The sequence below is a fragment of the Shewanella electrodiphila genome (assembly GCF_023283985.1).
Lineage (GTDB): Bacteria > Pseudomonadota > Gammaproteobacteria > Enterobacterales > Shewanellaceae > Shewanella > Shewanella electrodiphila.
Genome location: NZ_JAKIKU010000008.1, coordinates 1 through 15,489, shown reverse-complemented (window position 1 = coordinate 15,489; position 15,489 = coordinate 1). Strand labels below are relative to the sequence as shown.

At 41.1% G+C, this 15,489-nt stretch carries 12 protein-coding genes, 1 tRNA gene and 1 rRNA gene; 11 read left to right on the top strand and 3 right to left on the bottom strand.

Annotated elements, in window-relative coordinates; genetic code table 11:
• The first annotated feature begins 15 nt into the window (after positions 1-15).
• The 3 genes from xerD (at position 16) to recJ (ending at position 3,628) form a co-directional block, all read left to right on the top strand.
• Entirely contained in the window at positions 16-918 is a 903-nt protein-coding gene (xerD, locus tag L2737_RS14735) for a site-specific tyrosine recombinase XerD (protein ID WP_229368566.1), read from the top strand.
• A 165-nt stretch (positions 919-1,083) separates the two neighbouring features.
• Positions 1,084-1,812, top strand: a complete 729-nt coding sequence (dsbC, locus tag L2737_RS14730) for a bifunctional protein-disulfide isomerase/oxidoreductase DsbC (RefSeq protein ID WP_102527798.1) — start codon at positions 1,084-1,086, stop codon at positions 1,810-1,812.
• A 91-nt stretch (positions 1,813-1,903) separates the two neighbouring features.
• Positions 1,904-3,628, top strand: coding sequence for a single-stranded-DNA-specific exonuclease RecJ (gene recJ / locus L2737_RS14725; protein ID WP_229368567.1), 1,725 nt, complete (start codon positions 1,904-1,906; stop codon positions 3,626-3,628).
• A 132-nt stretch (positions 3,629-3,760) separates the two neighbouring features.
• Here the strand turns inward: recJ and L2737_RS14720 are convergent.
• Positions 3,761-3,836: transfer RNA gene (locus tag L2737_RS14720), tRNA-Phe, on the bottom strand.
• Between the two features lie 292 nt (positions 3,837-4,128).
• Between L2737_RS14720 and L2737_RS14715 the strand changes: the two genes are divergently transcribed.
• Genes L2737_RS14715 through L2737_RS14705 form a run of 3 tightly spaced genes read left to right on the top strand, consistent with a single transcriptional unit; the run spans position 4,129 to position 8,161 of the window.
• Entirely contained in the window at positions 4,129-6,339 is a 2,211-nt protein-coding gene (locus tag L2737_RS14715) for an efflux RND transporter permease subunit (protein WP_248956213.1), read from the top strand.
• Complete coding sequence (locus L2737_RS14710; protein WP_248956212.1) at positions 6,336-7,109, top strand: hypothetical protein; 774 nt, start codon at positions 6,336-6,338, stop codon at positions 7,107-7,109. The genes L2737_RS14715 and L2737_RS14710 overlap by 4 nt, the downstream gene beginning before the upstream one ends.
• A complete protein-coding gene (locus L2737_RS14705) occupies positions 7,100-8,161 on the top strand; it encodes a 3-oxoacyl-ACP synthase III family protein (RefSeq protein ID WP_248956211.1) in 1,062 nt (353 codons plus the stop codon). The genes L2737_RS14710 and L2737_RS14705 overlap by 10 nt, the downstream gene beginning before the upstream one ends.
• Before the next feature lie 130 nt (positions 8,162-8,291).
• Here L2737_RS14705 and L2737_RS14700 read toward each other — a convergent pair whose 3' ends face one another.
• Positions 8,292-9,053 carry an outer membrane protein assembly factor BamD gene (locus L2737_RS14700; protein WP_102527793.1) on the bottom strand — a complete coding sequence of 254 codons (762 nt, stop codon included), beginning with the start codon at positions 9,051-9,053 and terminating at the stop codon, positions 8,292-8,294.
• A gap of 125 nt (positions 9,054-9,178) precedes the next feature.
• Here L2737_RS14700 and rluD point away from each other — a divergent pair, with 125 nt between their 5' ends.
• From rluD to L2737_RS14680, 4 genes are all read left to right on the top strand, one after another.
• Positions 9,179-10,153: a 23S rRNA pseudouridine(1911/1915/1917) synthase RluD gene (rluD, locus tag L2737_RS14695; protein WP_248956210.1), complete on the top strand. Its 975-nt coding sequence runs from the start codon at positions 9,179-9,181 to the stop codon at positions 10,151-10,153.
• Between the two features lie 23 nt (positions 10,154-10,176).
• Positions 10,177-10,938: a peptidoglycan editing factor PgeF gene (gene pgeF, locus L2737_RS14690; RefSeq protein ID WP_248956209.1), complete on the top strand. Its 762-nt coding sequence runs from the start codon at positions 10,177-10,179 to the stop codon at positions 10,936-10,938.
• Positions 10,939-11,079: 141 nt separating this feature from the next.
• Positions 11,080-13,653, top strand: coding sequence for an ATP-dependent chaperone ClpB (gene clpB / locus L2737_RS14685; RefSeq protein ID WP_248956208.1), 2,574 nt, complete (start codon positions 11,080-11,082; stop codon positions 13,651-13,653).
• A 183-nt stretch (positions 13,654-13,836) separates the two neighbouring features.
• Positions 13,837-14,151 (top strand): hypothetical protein, encoded by a 315-nt coding sequence (locus L2737_RS14680; RefSeq protein WP_248956207.1) that lies wholly within the window; start codon positions 13,837-13,839, stop codon positions 14,149-14,151.
• Between the two features lie 112 nt (positions 14,152-14,263).
• On the opposite strand, the gene L2737_RS14675 is transcribed toward L2737_RS14680, so the two are convergent.
• Positions 14,264-14,713 (bottom strand): DUF4124 domain-containing protein, encoded by a 450-nt coding sequence (locus L2737_RS14675; RefSeq protein WP_248956206.1) that lies wholly within the window; start codon positions 14,711-14,713, stop codon positions 14,264-14,266.
• 674 nt (positions 14,714-15,387) lie between these two features.
• Here L2737_RS14675 and L2737_RS14670 point away from each other — a divergent pair.
• Positions 15,388-15,489: ribosomal RNA gene (locus L2737_RS14670) — 16S ribosomal RNA — on the top strand; the annotation flags it as partial.

The window sequence follows — 15,489 nt, the reverse complement described above, 5'->3', positions numbered from 1 at the left end:
TTTTTAGGAAAAACAGTGACAGACAAATATCAAGCGGACCCTATTATCGACGCCTTTTTGGATGACTTATGGTCCACAAAGGGCTTAAGCGATAACACCTTGGCATCTTATCGCACAGATTTGCGTCACTTTGAGCGTTTTGTATTGAGTCAAAGCCATTGTTTAATTGATGTGGACCAAGCAAGCATCCGCGACTATTTGGCTTATCGCGTTGAGAAAAATTTTGCTAAAACCAGCACTGCAAGATTGCTTAGTAGTCTAAGACGTTTTTATGGTTACTTAATTGTAAAACAGAGCATTGATGTGGATCCAACGAGCTTAATTGAGTCGCCAAAGCTTGCGCGTCAGTTACCTGATGCGCTAAGTGAAAGCCAAATCGATGCGTTACTGGATGAGCCCAATGTAGAAGATGCCGTTGAATGCCGTGACAAAGCGATGCTGGAATTACTTTATGCAACAGGACTGCGAGTGACAGAACTTGTGAGTCTAACCCTTGAGCAAATCAGTTTACGCCAAGGACTAGTGAGAATCGTGGGTAAGGGCGGTAAAGAACGCTTAGTGCCATTAGGTGAGTTAGCGGTGACCGAGGTCGAGCAATACTTATTAGCAGCACGAGCAGAATTGCTGAACAATAAACAAAGTGATGTATTGTTTCCATCAAAACGTGGCCAAATGATGACTCGGCAAACGTTTTGGCATCGGATAAAACTCTATGCTATTCGCGCCGGAATCAATAGTCATTTATCGCCCCATACTTTACGCCATGCATTTGCGACTCATCTGCTGAATCATGGCGCAGATCTGCGTGTGGTGCAGTTACTATTAGGCCACAGCGATTTATCGACGACCCAGATATATACTCATGTGGCTAAAGCTCGATTGCAGCAATTACATAGTCAGCATCATCCCAGAGGCTAGTGTTCAACAACACGCGATAAAGATTTGTTACGTTAAATATGGTGGCAGTTGTCACCAATAAAGGACTTAAGGTTGCTTTAGTCATATATTCGCTGTAACTTTTGCCGACAATATCAGGTCTATGTATTAGCTGAGACATTCAGTTTTACCCAATAGGATTTATTAATGAAGTTAACCAAAGCATTTTCTTTCGCGATAACGCTAGCTGTTGCCCCACTGCTACAGGCAGCTTCTGCAACAGATATTCCCAATGAAACTGAATTGAAACAACAAGTGTCAGACGTACTTGGCGTTAATGTTTTGAAAATTCAATCATCACCTATTGATGGTCTGTATCAAGCATTTACCGATCGTGGTGTTTTATATGTTTCTCCGGATGGCACTAAGCTGATTCATGGCAACATGTATGACCTTAAAAATGGCATGCAAAACTTAACTGAAGCTGCATTAGCTGGCCCACGTATTGATATGCTAAAACCATTTGAAGACGACATGTTGGTGTACAAAGCCAAGAACGAAAAGCATGTGGTGACTATTTTTACTGATGTGGATTGTGGTTACTGCCGTAAATTGCACCAAGAAATGGATGGCTATAACGATTTAGGCATTACGGTTCGTTATTTAGCGTATCCAAGAGCTGGTATTCCGTCAGCAAATGCTGAAGAAATGAAAGCGGTTTGGTGTGCAACAGATCCACTAAAAGCAATGACCGAAGCTAAGACTGGCGGTAATGTAAAAGCTGCAAGCTGCGATGCGAACATTGAAGAACAATATCGTTTAGGTCAGGCATTTGGTATTAATGGTACGCCAGCAATCGTGTTAGAAAATGGTATTTTAGTGCCAGGTTACCAACCACCTTCTGCATTATTGAACACAATTAAAACTAACCTTTAATTTGGGTTGTTTTAAATAAAAGGTGAGCCATTGGCTCGCCTTTTTTGTAATCTTTAATTGTCGATTTTTATAGTAAAAATAAGGTTTATTTGTGGCTCACAAAATTGTCCGCCGTGCTGAAGTAGATGACAGTCATTTACCTGCAACTATCCATCCTTTATTAAAACAGCTTTATGCTCGCCGTAATGTTGATTTAACGGGTTGTGAGCTAAGTTTATCTAAGCTACTTAGACCTGAAACTATGATGGGCTTATCTGAAGCTGCAGTCATTATCGCTGATGCCATAGCAGCGCAAAAATCGATATTAATCGTGGGAGACTTTGATGCTGATGGCGCGACATCAACGAGTGTATGTTTATTAGCACTGCGTATGATGGGCGCAACTAAGATTGATTACTTAATTCCTAATCGTTTTGATTATGGCTATGGATTAAGTCCTGAAATTGTCGCGGTTGCCCAGTCAAAAGGCGCAGAATTACTTATTACTGTTGATAATGGTATTTCATCAATTGACGGCGTTGCTGCTGCTAAACAGCTGGGCATGCAAGTGGTGGTGACTGATCATCACCTACCTGGGAAAAGTTTGCCTGATGCTGATGCGATTGTGAATCCAAATCAACATGGGTGTCAGTTCGCCAGCAAATCGATTGCAGGTGTTGGAGTCGCATTTTACTTAATGTCAGCATTAAGAACTGAGCTGAGATCGCGTGACTGGTATCAAACCCATCAAATTTCTGAGCCTAACCTAGGCAGCTTACTCGATATTGTGGCGCTGGGTACAGTCGCTGATGTTGTGTCCCTAGATAGTAATAACCGCATCTTAGTTCAGGCGGGGCTGCAACGCGTAAAGTCGGGTCGCTGCCGAGTGGGAATTACAGCTTTGTTAGAAGTGGCTAAACGCAGCCCACAACGAATAGTCGCCTCAGATTTTGGTTTTGCAGTGGGCCCAAGACTAAATGCTGCAGGTCGTCTTGATGAAATGGCTCTAGGTGTCGAAACCTTATTATGTGAAGACATGATGCTAGCTCGCAGAATGGCTGATGAACTTGATGGCTTAAACGGCGAGCGCCGTGAATTAGAAGCCGGAATGCAGCAAGAAGCACTTAAAAGCTTACAAAAATTGACCTTAGATGAATCGAAATTGCCTTGGGGATTAGCGATTTTTCAAGATGATTGGCATCAAGGGGTGATTGGTATTTTAGCTTCAAGGATCAAGGACAAATATCACCGACCTGTGATTGCGTTTGCTGATGCTGGCGAGGGTGAAATAAAAGGCTCTGCGCGTTCAATTAAAGGCTTACACATGCGCGACTTACTCGAGCTGATAAATAGTCGTCACCCTGGGATGATCATTAAATTTGGTGGCCATGCAATGGCTGCTGGGTTATCCCTGCGAGCAGATGCGTTTTCCGAATTTGAAGCCGCTTATGATAAAGCCGTGAGAGAGATGCTAAAGCCAGAACAATTAACTGGTGAAGTCTTATCGGATGGTGAATTGCCAACAGAACTTATGAATCTTGAGACGGCTTTCTTATTACGTGAGTCAGGCCCTTGGGGTCAGTCATTTGAAGAGCCATTATTTGACGGTTACTTTAGTGTTATTCAGCAAAGAATTGTTGGAGAGAAACATCTTAAATTGGTGCTCGAAACAGACTGTGGTTCTGTGATGATGGATGCCATTGCTTTTAATGTCGATTTAGCAATATGGCCAGATGCCACGATTAAACATGCAAGAGTCGCCTATAAGCTGGATGTGAATGAGTTTAGAGGTAATCAGACGGTGCAGATGTTGGTGGATTATATCGAGCCTGCTTAAACATCCTTTCTACAGCTCAGGCAGCGCTGGCTAACCCTGCGCTGAGTTAGGGCGTTAAATCGCAGATACAAAAAAGCCTCGCAATGCGAGGCTTTTTTGTTATTTAGTCGCGTTAGCCACCAAATCTAAATATGGTGCCCGAACCCGGAATCGAACCAGGGACACGAGGATTTTCAATCCTCTGCTCTACCGACTGAGCTATTCGGGCGACGGACGCAATTAAACGTTTTTTGCGGTCTAGAGTCAACTTTTTTTTGTGCTTAAGTGAATATTTAAGCTTGTTTGACCAAGAATTCCGCAAAAGGCTCAAATGTTCAGCTAATGTTTGAACGATGAACGGACCCATTTCAAACAGCAATAAATTGAATATATATAATACAAAGGATAATTTTTACGTCTGATTGAATAGAAAATCACCGTAAAGAGGTCTTATTGATTGAATACTATAAATAACCTCGCATATTCACATTGGGTACTCGCTATTGAGCTGGCAAATATCAATGATCAATCGAACGCTTAAATATCCATTATGGGTAGGACTGGCTGTATTTATCCTGATTTTAGTCAGCATATTAGGCATGCTTAGAATAAACCTTGATGTGAACTTTAATGACTATTTTTCTCATGATGATGCTCAGTTTATTGCGCTGCAGAAAATGCAGCAAAGGTTTGCACAGCGCAATAGTTTGCTTTTGTTATTAGAGAGCCAACAAGATTGGCGCCAAGTAGAACAAGAGTCTGAGCTAATTAATTTTATCAATCAGTTACAAGCTGATAGCACGATTATAAGTGTTGGTGGTTATGGGTCATTTATTGCTGACTTAAACACTGGTGCTAACGCTCATCAAAATAAGGCTGATACTTCACTTCAGTATTCTCAATTACTCGCTTACAAGAAACATCCTAGGCTACCACTGGTTATAAATGAAACTGGCACAGCCATTGTGTTGAGCATTCAATTCAGTGAACGAGAAAAAAATAATTACCCTAATGCAACTTTATGGCGAGAAAAAACCATAGATAATTTATTAGCTAAGGCGAATGTTTTTTGGAGCAGTGAGAGGATTGAAAGCAGTGACTCAGTGAAAACATACCTTAGTGGAGAGCAAGCATTGAATTGGCAGTACGCTAAAGTGTTACGTCATGATTTAACTTGGTTTGCACCTAGCTTGCTGTTGATTATTGCACTAATGGCGTTGTTATTTATTCGAACACGAGTTTGGTTATTGGCAATCGCAATAAACTGCATCATCACTTTATTCATCACGCTTGGGCTTGCGGGGTGGTTAAATCTCACTATTGCAGCGATTAGTGCTTTTATTCCTGTGATCATTATTACCTTGTCATTAGCGTATTCTGCGCACCTATATTTAGCGTGGCAGCAGGGAATTAAACAGGGTATCGCAGAGCCTGTTAAATTTAGTTTTGAGCACAATAAACAACCCTTGTTTTATGCGACGCTGACAACCATGTTGGGGTTTGCCTTATTAAGCTTTAGTCCATCTCCACCTATTCAAAGTTTTGGTGTTTTAGTGTCGGTTGCCGTTGTGTGTCATTATCTGCTTTGTCACAGTGTCTTGGTTATTATTGTCAGCAAAGCCCAAAATAAATCAGTTAACGAGCCATTTAACAGTGCATTGTTAACGGTTGAAGCCATCGCGAAAAATAGCACTAAAGTCCCTAAGTTAATGTTAATTATAGTCACGGTGATATCTATATTGTCACTGATAAGCGCTTCTAAGCTTGAGCTGAATGATGACCCATTTAGTTATTTCCCCAGTGATAATCCTTTCAGTCAATCAAAGCAGAAAATGCAGCAATACTTTGATGGTGTAAATCTGATTCATTACGAGATCAGTACTAAAGAACAGGCAATTTACGATAAACAGTATTTAGCTTTTTTATATCAGTTTGCACGTTTTTTAAAGCAACAACCTGAAGTAAAAAGAGTCAGCCATATTGGTGATTGGGTAAAAAGTGCAGGTCTAAACCAAAGCCAGTTTCAGCGCGTAATCAATCAAAACTCAGTGGAGCAAATTGGCCTTGAAGCAGAAATCTCCACAGATTATCAATCAAGTTTAGTGAGTCTTTATCTTGCGCCATTAACGGCGAGGCAAATGATCGATTTTGAACAGCGTGTATCAATGTGGCTCATTGATAATCAAACTGATATTGGAGTAAGCCACGCGTTAGGTAGCAGTCTGCTATTTGCTCACTTATCCATTGATAATGCCAAAAATATGTTGTGGTCATTTGCCATTGCACTTGTGCTCCTCAGTATGATCTTAGGGATTATTAAGCGCAGTATGATGTTTGCAGCAATCGGATTAGTCGTTAACTTTTTACCATTACTTTGGGTGTTTGCTGCTTGGCAGCTAATGGGGGGCTATATCAGTATTGGTAGCGCTGTTGTATTGGGGATCATGTTAGGGATTATTGTAGATGACACCTTACATCTGTTATTAAAACTGCCGCAGCCTAATAAGGCCGCTTCGTTTGAATCATTCTGGCCTAGATATGCTGCCATTATTCCAGTGATTAGTTTTACTAGTTTAACTTTGGTATTGGGTTTTGGTATTGGTTTGGCTTCAGATTTTTCCCCTATAGCCCAGCTGAGTCTATTGTCTTGTCTGGTCATTGTCTTAGCTTGGCTATTTGACGTTTTAGTATTACCGGTTATTTACCATCAATGGAGGCGCTACTTAGCATGAGTTATGCGGGTATGAGAAGTATGGGTAAGAGCGAAAACATTAGCCTTAAACGTTGTTTTGGTAAACGAGCTGCGCCTCGAATGCAGCAGGGAAATAATGCGCATCGTTTACAGATTTGGACCGAGCAATTAGGCCAGTCAGTCATCCCGTTTAATGATGCACAAACGGAATCTATGGCAAACTTATTGCCGCTATTACTCTGCGGAGAGCAGTCTGCTCAGCTGGTGTTTAATCAGGAAATTGCGAGACTGAGTGCTAACTCAGTCAATCAAGTTACAGGTGCAAACTCACATCAATTGGTATTGTCATTGATGGAGGTGGAATCTGACGAGTGTCGACATGACATTGCACTGCAAAGTGTTGCAGAGCAGTTACCTGAAATAGATTCTGTAAGAAAAGTGCAGCGCCTCGCTAAACGGTTCTATAGCAGTCTTAGCCGTGTTAATGATTATAGTCAGCACTTTGTTCGTATTGCGATATTGGATACTTGTGTCACCCAAATCATGCAAGCTTTCGAGCAAAGCCACCTAGGTATAAACCATCCTTTTAGTCAGTTATGCGGCTTAATTAAAAAAGATGAGGCAAAACATGTCTATATCAGTCGTCATCATGCCATTGAGTTAGGTGCGAGCCATGCTGATTTTCATCAGCAACAAGCGTTTATTACCCAGAACTTATTTCAGTTATTAACTAGCCAAGGCAGTGCTTTTGAACACATGGGAATTTGTTTAGATTCTCTGCAACAGAAACTGGAGGAAAAATGGCAGTAAAATTTGCCCAACACGACTTATCCGTACACTCAATTGCTCATCGGTTACCTGGCAGCAATATTGATAATGAAACCTTATTGGCGTGTTTATCTCAGCAATCTGGCCGATTAAATGCCCGAAAAGCTAAAAGTATCGTTAAACGACTCGGTATTGAAGGTCGCCATTTAGTACGAGACTTAACTACAGCGACGAGCTCCGCTTCACCAACCAGCATTGAATTAAGCGAGCAAGTATTAAAGCGAGCATTACAAAACGCCAATATGAATGCTGATGAGCTAGATTACTTATTAACTCATACTTGTACTCCTCATACCCAAGTACCGCCTAATGCGGCTTGGCTTGCAGATGTTATGGCTTATCACGGACCATATTTGGAGTTAAGACAAGCTTGTACTGGTTTTGCCAATAGTTTACAAATTGCGTCGGCTTTTTGTGCGGTAAACCAAAAGCCTGTTGCGATAGTGGGCGTTGAAACAGGCTCGGTATATTTTGATATGGATAAATCATTTATTGATACTGAGCAACTGGTGAATTATGTGCAAATGGGCGACGGCGCTGCAGCGGTTGTGCTAGCACCCGCTATAGATGGAAAATCGACAATATCTGATATTTATCTGGGGCAGATTGGCCATCAAAGACAACCAGGGTTTTACTTGGATAGTGGCTCTAACGATGTAGGCGAAAAGCGCATGGCGTGTTTTCATCATAATATCCATGCGGTTAGAGAGCAGGGAAGTCAGCTATTTGAACTTGGCTGGCAAGCACTGCAAAGCCGTGGCTACCAATTAGATGATTTTGCCTATATTTTACCTCACCAAGCGAATGGGCATATTGATGCGCTAATGGCTGAAGCTTTAGGGATCACGCCAGATAGAGTTATCAATGATGCTAAACAGTTTGGTAATCTTGGCTCAGCGGCTATTTGGGTGAGTTTATCGAACTTAATTCATTCGGGAAAATTACAGGATGGTGACAAAGTAGCGGTACTCGGCGCAGAAGCAACCAAATACCTTTATGGTGGTTTTGTGTATCAGCATCGCGAAACACAATAATCAGTAAAAAGTTAACATTTGAACATTAGACATTAAAAAGCCCGCGATAATCACCACGGGCTTTTGTTTAGCTATTTAGTCAATAATCAATAATCAATAATCAATAATCAATGACAGCCTGTAATCAGACTTATTTGAGTTGTTCGCTATCAGGAAAGTTAGCAGCAATAACAGTCAATACATTTTGTTTTAGCTGATCTTGGCCTAACTCACCGTAAGCTTCTGACATAATTTCAAGTGCACGTTCAGTTGCTGGCGTACCTGGGAATTGCTCCATAACGGACTGAGCACGAACTGCTGCAGCACTCCAAGCTTCCATTTTGATATAATACTCAGCCACTTTAATTGAGTATTGCGCTAGGCGGTTTTTTAGATACTGCATGCGTTGTTGTGCATCTGCAGAATACTTACTATCAGGGTAACTTTTGATTAAACGATCAAAATCTTTAAATGCATCTTGCGCATTTTTAGGGTCACGATCGGTACGGTCAATATTCATCATATCGTGGAAAAGATAATTATCAGCCTGCATATTTGTTAAACCACGCATATAATAGACGTAATCAATATCAGGGTGCGTCGGATTTAATCGTAAGAAACGATCGATATTGGCAATGCCTGATGCTACGTCATCCATCTTGTAATACGCAAAAATCATATCAAGTTGTACTTGAGTTTTGTGCGGTCCAAATGGGTAGCGAGAGTCTAAAGCTTCAAGGGTTCTTACCGCTTTAGAATAGTTACCAAGTTCCATTGAGGTCCTTGCTTGGGCATAAAGTCCTTCTGGAGACCTAGCATTTAGGTCTTCATCTTCAAAACCTTTTGAGGTACTACAAGCCGATAAAGCTAATGAAAACAATACTAGGGCGGCGCCTTTGGCAAATTTAGACATATGTAAATTCAATTCTTTTATAAGTTGTTGTTAAGAATTTTTCCATTTCACTGTAAAATAGAAAACAATCCGATTGTAACAGATAGCACATTCACTTTGGACCCCAAAAAAGGGGTACGGTTCCTATGACACAAGAGATTAACCTAAAAAGCGAGATCACAGCAATCCAAACAGGTCTTCGATTAGACCAAGCTTTGGCTGAATTGTTCCCTGATTATTCCCGTACACGCATCAAAGAATGGATCCTATCTGGTGCAGTTTCTGTCGATGGCGTTGTTGTCGATATACCTCGTGAGAAGGTACTAGAGTCGCAGTTAATTGCGGTAGAAGCAACGCTTGAGGAAGAAGTAAAAGATAAAGCACAGAATATTGAGCTTAATATCGTTTATGAAGATGAGCATATTATTGTTGTAAATAAGCAAGCTGGCCTGGTGGTTCACCCTGGTGCTGGTAATGCTGACGGCACATTATTAAATGCGTTATTACATCATTGCCCTGACATTGAGCACGTACCACGTGCGGGTATTGTCCATCGTTTAGATAAAGACACGACTGGTTTAATGGTTGTGGCTAAAACGGTTGAAGCGCAAACCCATTTGGTAACAGCTTTGCAAGCCCGTGACATCGTTCGTGAATATGAAGCGATTGTGATTGGTACTATGACTGCTGGTGGCACTGTTGATGAGCCGATTGAGCGTCATGAAACTCGTCGTACACAAATGGCAGTGATCATGGGCGGCCGTCCTTCAGTGACGCATTACCGCGTTGCTGAAAAATTCAGAGCACATACTCGTTTAAGACTACGCCTTGAAACAGGTCGTACTCACCAAATTCGTGTGCATATGGACTACATTGGCCATGTACTTGTCGGCGATCCAGTTTACGGTGGTCGTCCTCGTCCGCCTAAGAAAGCCAGCACTGAGTTTTTTGATATCTTGAAAAACTTCAATCGTCAGGCTTTGCATGCAGTACGTTTAGAGTTAGCGCACCCTTTCACACATGAAATCATGTCGTGGCAGGCGCCTATTCCAGAAGATATGCAGATGCTGGCTAAAGCAATGCGTAAAGATACTGAAGAAAACCCGATCGAGTACCTGTAAATTTATTGATTAAAGGTTAAATCGTGTATAAAGCCAGTTGGCCAATTCCTGAAAATGTCGGCATCGCCATGACCCATCGTCATGGCGGTGTTAGTAAGCCTCCCTTCGACAGCCTTAATTTAGGCTTACATGTCGGTGATCTTGCTTCAGATGTATTGGCCAACCGCGCTTTAATTCAACAACAGTTATTGATTGCTTCTCCATTGTTATGGCTCGAACAGGTTCATGGCACTGAAATCATTGACTGCTCAAATTTATCAGTCGCATCTTTAGCAAACAAACTCCCGCCTAAAGCTGATGGCAGTTATTCATCTTCAGCGCATATTTCTCTAGCAATCATGACCGCTGATTGTTTACCTGTACTACTGTGTAATAAACAGGGTACTGAAATTGCTGCAGTACATGCAGGCTGGCGTGGCTTATGTGATGGCGTGATTGAAGTTGCAGTTAATAAATTTAATTGCGAAACCACAGATATTATGGCTTTTCTTGGTCCAGCTATTGGCCCTGAAGCGTTTGAAGTTGGCGCCGAAGTAAAACATCAGTTTGTAGAGCAACATCCTGACTCGTCGCAGTTTTTTAAGTCTGTGGCTAATAATCTCCAAAATGATTCGAATAAATACCTCGCTGATTTAGCTTCCTTGGCAAAACATCGCTTAACATTACTTGGGGTCAACCAAGTCTTTAGCGCTGATGTCTGTACTTTTTCAAGTCACGATTACTTTTCGTATCGCCGCGATCAAAAAACAGGTCGAATGGCTTCGCTTATCTGGTTAAAGTCTTAATCTGTTTTGTCGATTTGATCTGAATCAATTAATCTACCCATATTTAATTGAATTTCAGTGTCTATATTGAATTATCGATAAACATCCCCATATTTTAATTATCAAAACATTCCGTTTTTATTAAATTGTGTAGGAGGCCGTATGAGACTCGATCGTATGACCAATAAGTTTCAAATCGCCATTTCAGATGCCCAATCATTGGCATTAGGGCGCGATCATCAGTTTATTGAACCTATTCATTTGATGATGGCGTTATTAAATCAAGATTCAGGCTCAATTCACCCTTTACTCACTCAAGCTGGTATCAATGTCAGCGGTTTACGTTCATCTTTGAGTCAGGAGTTAGAGCGACTGCCGCAAGTGGAAGGTACAGGCGGTGATATTCAATTATCCCAAGGCCTAATTCGACTACTGAACTTGTGTGACAAGCTAGCGCAAAAACGCAAAGACAAATATATCTCGTCAGAGCTTTTTGTTATGGCAGCTCTTGAAGGTAATGATGCCTTAAGTAAGTGCCTAAAAGATGCTGGCGCCACAAAGGCATTACTGGAAACGACTATTGAACAAATACGTGGTGGCCAGAAAGTAGATGACCCCAACGCTGAAGATCAGCGCCAAGCATTAAATAAATTTACAGTCGATCTCACTGAGCGTGCAGAGCAAGGCAAACTCGATCCTGTGATTGGCCGTGATGAAGAGATTCGCAGAACGATTCAAGTATTGCAACGCCGTAGTAAAAATAACCCGGTATTAATTGGGGAACCTGGTGTGGGTAAAACCGCTATCGTTGAAGGTTTAGCTCAGCGCATCGTTAACGGCGAAGTACCAGAAGGCATTAAAAATAAGCGCGTGTTATCTCTGGATATGGGCGCATTGATCGCTGGCGCAAAATACCGTGGTGAATTCGAAGAAAGATTAAAAGCTGTATTAAACGAATTGGCGCAAGAAGAAGGCCAAGTCATCTTATTCATCGATGAACTGCACACTATGGTAGGTGCAGGTAAAGGTGAAGGGGCGATGGATGCAGGTAACATGCTCAAGCCAGCTTTAGCCCGTGGCGATTTACATTGTGTTGGCGCGACAACATTAGATGAATATCGTCAGTACATCGAAAAAGATGCAGCGTTAGAACGCCGTTTCCAAAAAGTGCTTGTAGAAGAGCCAAATGTAGAAGACACGATTGCTATTTTACGAGGCTTAAAAGAGCGTTATGAATTGCATCATCATGTTGAGATTACCGATCCTGCTATTGTTGCTGCAGCAAGTATGTCGCATCGATATATCTCAGATAGAAAGCTGCCAGATAAAGCGATTGATCTTATTGATGAGGCCGCTTCAAGCATCCGGATGCAAATAGACTCGAAACCGGAAGCATTGGACAGGCTGGATCGTCGAGCTATTCAATTAAAACTAGAAGAACAAGCGTTAATTAAAGAAGAAGATGAAGCGAGCCGTAAACGTTTATCTCACTTGCAGGTAGAACTTAAGCAAGTTGAAGAGAAAGCCGGTGAACTAAATGAAATATGGCATACAGAAAAAGCCGCCCTTGCGGGCACTCAGCATATTAAAGCTGATTTAGAGCAGTCTCGAATGGATATGGAAGTAGCGAAGCGTGCAGGTGATTTAACCCGCATGTCAGAGCTACAATATGGCCGTATCCCTGAATTAGAGAAACAACTCGATTTAGCGTCACAAGCTGAGATGCAAGATATGACCTTATTACGTAATAAAGTCACCGATGCCGAAATTGCCGAAGTGTTATCAAAAGCCACAGGTATACCTGTGTCGAAAATGCTTGAAGGTGAGCGTGATAAATTATTGCAAATGGAAGAGGCATTGCATCAAAGAGTTATTGGCCAAAACGAAGCAGTAGAAGCTGTATCGAATGCGATAAGAAGAAGCCGAGCAGGACTTGCAGATCCCAATCGTCCTATTGGTTCTTTCCTGTTTTTAGGTCCGACTGGTGTGGGGAAAACAGAGTTGTGTAAATCGCTGGCGACGTTCTTATTTGATACAGAGTCTGCAATGGTTCGCATCGATATGTCAGAGTTTATGGAAAAACATACAGTATCTCGTTTAGTCGGTGCGCCTCCTGGCTACGTAGGTTATGAAGAAGGCGGCTATTTAACTGAAGCCGTTCGCCGTAAACCTTATTCGGTCATTTTATTAGATGAAGTGGAGAAAGCACATCCTGATGTGTTTAATATTTTACTTCAGGTATTAGATGATGGCCGCTTAACTGACGGTCAAGGTCGCACGGTAGATTTTAGAAATACCGTGATCATTATGACCTCGAATTTAGGCTCTGACATTATTCAGGATGGTTTTGCATCTCAAGATTATGCGCAAATGAAATCGTCTGTGATGAATGTGGTAACCCAAAGCTTTAGGCCAGAATTTTTAAATCGAATAGATGAAACCGTCGTGTTCCATCCTTTGGCTGCAGAGCATATTGCTCACATTGCTGAAATTCAGTTAGAAAACCTTAAGCATCGTTTAGCAGAAAAAGACTTCACTATGTCTATTTCTAAAAACGCATTGGCACTGATTGCTGAAGCTGGCTTTGATCCGACCTATGGCGCTCGTCCTCTTAAAAGGGCTTTACAACAGGAAATCGAAAACCCATTGGCACATTATTTATTAAAAGGGGAGTTACTTCCGGGTAAACCGATTTTAATTGATGTTGAAGATGGCTTGCTGACATTTAAGCAATAATCAAACAGCAAATGAAACTTAAAAAGGAACCTGAATGGTTCCTTTTGTATTTTTTGCTCAGTAAATAAGTGAATGAGCATTAAATACGAGGTTGACATAACTTGATGGTGGCTAATTATTGAACTAATTTAATTAAAGGCGCACTAGGTAAAGTCACCTCAATTCAAATCAAAAGGATATAACATGAAAAGAACCGTCTTGTTAGGTATCGCATTAGTTTCGATTGCAGCAACAGGTTGCAGTAGCTCACCAGAACGAAGCGATGACACAGAAGTTATTGGTGTCGGCAATGTTGAATACAATAGTCTTTATCATTTTGGTTATAACAGGGGCTGTACAAGCGCTATCGCGCAAAACACATCTAATGAATCACTGGAATCAATGAAGGATAAAACACTACAAGGCATTGACCCATTTGAAGATGGCTGGCGATCAGGTACTGAAACATGCAGCAATGGAGAATTCAAATCTATGTACACTGTTGGTAATGCTGGTTAGTGTTTGAATAATGACAGTGAGTTAGATTGTTAGTTTTTAATGAGTAATTAGTAGATATCAAAAAGGAGCCGAGGCTCCTTTTCTATTATGATCTAAATTACACAGCGAAATCTTACTGACAAAATAGCTTAATGCGTTCTTCACTCTTTTCTATCTGCTCTAAACGTTCTTCTTCTGTGACGACTATTTCCTCTCCAGTCTCTTTATTAGTGCGATGCAAATTTTGATAACTATTTAACACATTCAAACTATGCTTAGCACTTTCACAGATTGAGGCAGCTTGCTCGGCATCCTTTTCTTTAATAAGAGCTGCTTTTTGAGCCAAATCAGATTGTGATGAAGCTTGATTTGAAGTCGGTGTATTAGGTAATACGGGAACATAACCCACTTGAGCAGGCTCGATGTCTTCGCTGTATACTTTTTTAGAATCTACATCTTCAGGGGGTTGTTGGCTGTAATGAGACACACCATCTTTATCTACCCAAGTATAAATAACGGTAGCAAAACTAACATGACTAACACTCAAACAAAGTAATAAAGCAAATAGACGTAAATTGAACATAGATTTTCCTAGATGGTGAAGCGTAATTTTCCCTAATAAAAATAAAATAGGCTAAATAGCCGATAAAACCAATAGCTAAGTAGATATTGTTGATGCTTATTGCTGCTATAAATGGAAATCAACAGCAACAGAGTCACTATCTGAAGCGAACTTGATAAACGTCAAATCCCTCTCTAAACCAGTAAACGGTGCATTTTAGTAGAAAAACACTTCATAATGGCTAACTATTGTTCAGTTGAACTGGGTTTGCAATAAAACTGCAAAAAAGCCCTTGCGCGAAAATCTGATTTGCCTATAATGCGCATCCACTGACACGGCAGAGCGCAATAGCGAAACACTGAGTCAGGTTGATTTGAAACAGTTTTAACCGCTTCAAATTAACGGCAAAAAGAAGTTTGAAAAAACACTTGACGCCAACGAGGGAAAGCGTAGAATACGCATCCCTGACCAACACGGTCAACGCTCTTTAACAATCAAACAAGTAAATCTGTGTGGACACTCACAGGTGTTGAGTTAATCGAAATTGTCACTTAGGTGGCAATCAAAATTATTATCAATGTAACGATGAGTGTTCATAGCAATATGTAACAAACAGGATGTAGATTCTTCCGAGTCTGCATAATGTAATCAGAATTCATTGAGCCGAAACATTTTCGAATGTTTCAAAAAAACTTTAATTGAAGAGTTTGATCATGGCTCAGATTGAACGCTGGCGGCAGGCCTAACACATGCAAGTCGAGCGGTAACAGAAAGAAAGCTTGCTTTCTTTGCTGACG

Excerpts from the sequence above, each read along its gene's own strand:
- L2737_RS14705 (WP_248956211.1), top strand. The coding sequence starts at position 7,100 with ATGGCAGTAAAATTTGCCCAACACGACTTATCCGTACACTCAATTGCT.
- L2737_RS14700 (WP_102527793.1), bottom strand. The coding sequence starts at position 9,053 with ATGTCTAAATTTGCCAAAGGCGCCGCCCTAGTATTGTTTTCATTAGCT.
- rluD (WP_248956210.1), top strand. The coding sequence starts at position 9,179 with ATGACACAAGAGATTAACCTAAAAAGCGAGATCACAGCAATCCAAACA.
- dsbC (WP_102527798.1), top strand. The coding sequence starts at position 1,084 with ATGAAGTTAACCAAAGCATTTTCTTTCGCGATAACGCTAGCTGTTGCC.
- L2737_RS14715 (WP_248956213.1), top strand. The coding sequence starts at position 4,129 with ATGATCAATCGAACGCTTAAATATCCATTATGGGTAGGACTGGCTGTA.
- L2737_RS14680 (WP_248956207.1), top strand. The coding sequence starts at position 13,837 with ATGAAAAGAACCGTCTTGTTAGGTATCGCATTAGTTTCGATTGCAGCA.
- L2737_RS14710 (WP_248956212.1), top strand. The coding sequence starts at position 6,336 with ATGAGTTATGCGGGTATGAGAAGTATGGGTAAGAGCGAAAACATTAGC.
- L2737_RS14675 (WP_248956206.1), bottom strand. The coding sequence starts at position 14,713 with ATGTTCAATTTACGTCTATTTGCTTTATTACTTTGTTTGAGTGTTAGT.
- clpB (WP_248956208.1), top strand. The coding sequence starts at position 11,080 with ATGAGACTCGATCGTATGACCAATAAGTTTCAAATCGCCATTTCAGAT.